2 protein-coding genes are annotated in these 4,468 nt (G+C 45.9%); both read right to left on the reverse strand.

Features of this window, described 5'->3' with window-relative positions:
- Nucleotides 1–744 (reverse strand): PorP/SprF family type IX secretion system membrane protein (locus AAGC65_RS09820; RefSeq protein WP_343112268.1); only part of this gene is annotated, 744 nt, incomplete at its 3' end.
- 6 nt (nucleotides 745–750) lie between these two features.
- Nucleotides 751–4,468, reverse strand: a 3,718-nt coding sequence (locus AAGC65_RS09825; RefSeq protein ID WP_343112269.1) for a PKD-like domain-containing protein, incomplete at its 5' end; no start/stop codon positions are given.

Below are 4,468 nucleotides of genomic sequence, written 5' to 3' on the forward strand. Positions count from 1 at the left end.
TGGCAACAGGGTCATATCGTCATTTAAAAACACTTTAAAGCCGCCGGTTAAAAAGTAATGGGGCACCGTTTTGTTTAAGTAGGCATTGTCTTTAGTGGTAACGAACAGATTTTGAGGAAGGAGTTGCTGAACCGAAAAGCCAACAAAATAATCAGAGGCATAGGCCCAAACGCCAAATCCCAGATCCGGTTTCCATTGATTATTATCAAGGTTATAAAATACGGGGTCCAGCGGGTTTACTAAAGTGATCTGCGAAAGGTTAAGGACATTATGGCTGAAACCTCCCGCTACGCCAACAGCCAAATTAAGCCTTGAAGTTAATCCCAGGTGATAAGCATAAGTTGCATCGATAGTGGTTTGTGATATAGGGCCGGTTTTATCTGAAACAATGGTTAAGCCAATACCATGATGAGGTTCAGCGGCCTGGTACTGTTGAGTGTATAGCCTGCTGGAGGGATTAACCCCTCCACCGGCTGGAAAAGCGGTGGCATCGCCCTGAACAAAGTTTTTCCCGATCGGGGCATTGATGGTGAGGTAGCCGGTAACCGGAGCCCCTTCTAATCCAGTCCATTGGCTGCGGTATCCGGCCTTTACATCTGTGTAATTTTCAATGCCTGATAAAGCCGGATTTAATAAATAATTATTAAAAACGTACTGGGTATATTGCGGCTTTTGCTGAGCCAGGCAAAATTGGCTCAATGCCACAAGGATAATAAGATATAATATTTTGCAGGCTTTTAACATGGGATGTTATTTTATTATAGTAACAGGCCCGGAAAGAACCTGATTATTAACTTTAGTGTTGATAATATAGTAGTAAGTACCTGGCGATAATGCCTGGCCATTATAAGTTCCATCCCAGGGGATATTGTATCCAATGCTATGATATAATTTTGTACCGTAACGGTTGAAAATATCGATCACAGCTTCCTGATAGGCGATTAAACCCTTTATTTCCCAGAAATCATTGATCCCATCGCCATTAGGCGTAAATGTATTAGGGACAGTAAGTTCCGGTGATACTTTGATGAATACGGCATCCCGGCTTATACATCCACGACTATCGGTTACCTGAAGGATATAGGTTCGGTCTACATCACCCGTAACTACGGGGTTTTTTATGGTGGTACTGCTGAGGCCTGTACTGGGCGACCATAAATACTGCACGTTTGAATCACTAATCACAGGATTCAGCGTAATCTCGCGGTCTTTAAGTACATATCTGATATTTCCGGCATTAACTGTAGGCGGCGGAATAAAACTGACCTGCAATTGGTCTGTTGGTTCATAGCAAATTGGGTCGGCATCGGTTGCTAATAAGGTTAAGGTTACGGAGCCAGTGGTGACGTCTTGTGGGCTTGGTATATAATTAGCATCTAATTGATTAGCAGATGGGCTGAAACTTCCGCTTCCGGATGTGCTCCATCTTGCTCCACCTGTAACCAGGAGTTTGCCATTGAGTGGAACGGCCGGATCCTGCGCGCAGACTTTTATATCAGCACCTGCATCCGCTGCGGGCGATAGCCCAAAAACAATCTGCATATCTGATGTAGCTATAGTGCAGTCGTCCTTACTGGTAGAGGTCAAGGTTAATGTAACATCACCCTTGTTTCTATCCTGGGCTGATGGAATGTAGGTGGCATTTAGTACGTTACTTGCCGGCGAAAAGGTACCACTACCACTACTTTTCCATATGCCTGTTGTTGTCCCTCCGGTTATCTTTCCAGCTAACTGGATACCAGAGGCTGAGATACAAACCAACTGGTCGGGCCCGGCATCAGCACTTGGCGGTTCATTAATAACAACCGTGGTAGTACCTGCCACACTGGTACATCCGTTTACGGTTACATACAAGCTGTAAACACCAGAGGCTGCTGCGGTCACGTTCTTAATATCCGGATTTTGCAGGTTAGAGCTGTATCCGTTTGGTCCTGTCCAGAGATAGCTGGCATTTTGAACCGGCGCTGTACGTAATTGTACTGTATTCCCGTTACAAACCGGTGAATTACTATTGGCTATTGGAGTTAAGGGTTGCGGACCTACAGATACAAAATAGGCAATAGGTGTACCCTGGCAACCGAAAGCCGAGGGTGTGATGATATAGGCTACAAATACGGTGTTTCCGCTCGTATTGACCAGTGTTTCGTCAATCCTGGAACCTGATTGGTCGGTTACTGCAGCATTGCTGATATTAGCTACAGCCGCTCGCTGCCAACTAAAAGTGGCGGATGGTACGTTTGATTGAATGGTGTAATCCTGAGGTGTTCCGCTGCAGATGTTACCTCTTGTCTGACTAATGATGTTTACTGTTGGATTTACTGTTACAACCAACTGGGTAGGAAGACCCTGACAATTGGCCGTTTGATAATTGAATACGTAAGTAACATCTACAGGAGCATTCGTTGTATTAAACAGCACTTCCCGGATGGTACTGGCCGCCTGCCCGGAAACCGGAGCATTGCTGATGCCTGCCACAGCAGCCCTGCTCCAGTTAAAACTTGTTCCCGGAACGCTGAAACTTACAGAATAATTACTGCTGGTCATATTGCATATAGTTCTTGCCGCAGGGCTGGTCATTACCGGTGTAGGAAAAACCCTAACTACATAAGTAAATACCTGACCGGCGCAATCACCATTAAAAGGAGTGATAAGATAGCTTACATCAATAGCACTGCCTGTAGTATTGATTAATGTTTCACCAATTGAAGCTGTGGTTTGGTTAGTTACCGCCGGGTTGCTAATACCTTCTACAGCGATTCTGCTCCAGGAAAAAGTGGCCGTGGCAACATCAGCGGTTATTGAATAATTGAGTGGGTTGCCGCTACAGATCGTTCCATTTTCAGGGCTGGTAATGCTGGGCAATGGATTAATACCTACATCAACACGCGTTCTCGGACTAACACAGTCCTGAATTACCGCTTCTACATAATATGTTGCCGGCGAATTTAATGCTGTAGTTTCGTAAGTGTCATTTAAGGATAGGAGGTTTCCGCCAAAGGCTGCATCATACCATCTGTAAGTGCCGGTAGAACCGCTGGCTGTAAGATGAGCCATCTGCCCTTTACATACATTAAGTCCGGGAGCAACGGGAGCCGTAGGTTCAGGATTCACGGTTACCTGCACAGCCGTTCTGCTACTGGTTTGCCCGCCAACTTTGGTTTCTACGTAGTAAGTAGTGTTCACAGTGAGCGGTAAAGTGGTATAACTTGCGCCGGTACTTAGTAAGTTACCACCGGTAGCAGCGTCATACCAACTGTATGTACCTCCGGGTGCTGTAGCGTTAAGCGTTGCTTCGCTACCCAAACAAATTGATACCCCAGAGGCTGTGGGAGCTGCCGGAGCTGGCACAAAGTGGATAACAACCTCATCTGATCTTGGCCCGCAGGCATTAGCCGGATTGTCGGAAGTAAGCTTTAGTATGGCAGTTTGTTCTCCCGGTGCCGGAGTGTATACCGTTGATAATGAATTCTCATCGGCAAAAGAACCGGAAGCGCTTGACCATTTACCACCGGGAACACCGCCGACATGTCCGGATAAATTCACCGGTGTACCTGCCGGGACAAATTGATCCGGGCCTGCATTTACGTTAACGGGTTTATCAATCCTCACAGTGGCCGTATCCGTCAGTGGCTCTGTGCCGGCTCCAATGTTGATGGTATTAGTGATGAGGTATGTACCCGGAGTGCTTGCACTCAGATTTATTTCACCGGTACTATTGTTAACAAAAACGAGTCCTGATGGCGTAGCGCTTAGAAAACCTGCACTCGCTCCAAGAACAAAAAAAGGAAATGGATTTATCCCGTCCTGACAATAAGCATGATTAAAACTAAAATCAGGACTTGGGTTGTCATTGATCATCACGTTGGCGTTATAAGTACCACCGCACGGTCCTTTGCTGGTCATAGTAATGGTATACTTTCCAGGACGAGAATTATGAAGATCTATTTCTCCAGTGCTGGTGTTTACAAAAACCAAGCCATTTGGTTTAGCGCTGAATTCAACTTCAGTATGACTTCTTATTATAGGTATAGGATTGGTACCAGATGTACTGAAAGTACCTGAAGGATATTGGAAACTAATATTATCCGGAGCGCTAACAGTTGCAGTAACCGGCACACGGACACTATTGCAAGGAGCTGTTATATTTTGTACATAATAGGTAGTAGTTTGAGACAGGGCGGGTATATTTAAGGTAGACCCCGTAAACACCGGCTCGCCCCCTGTGGGGGTACTATACCAGTTAAGCGTACTTCCCGGTGCTGCACTGGCGTTTAATGTGGCCGGCATGCCGGAACAAACGGTTGTTCCTGTAACAGAGGGTGGAGGTGCCAGTTGATTTACAGTAACGATAACGGGCGTACGAGCACTTGTACAGCCATTTATCACAGTTTGTACATAGTAGGTGGTTGTAGCATTTAAAGCCGGAGTTACAAAGTTAGCAGTGCCGGAAAGCATTGTTCCGCCGCTT

It is taken from the genome of Mucilaginibacter sp. (assembly GCF_039207105.1).
Classification (GTDB): domain Bacteria; phylum Bacteroidota; class Bacteroidia; order Sphingobacteriales; family Sphingobacteriaceae; genus Mucilaginibacter.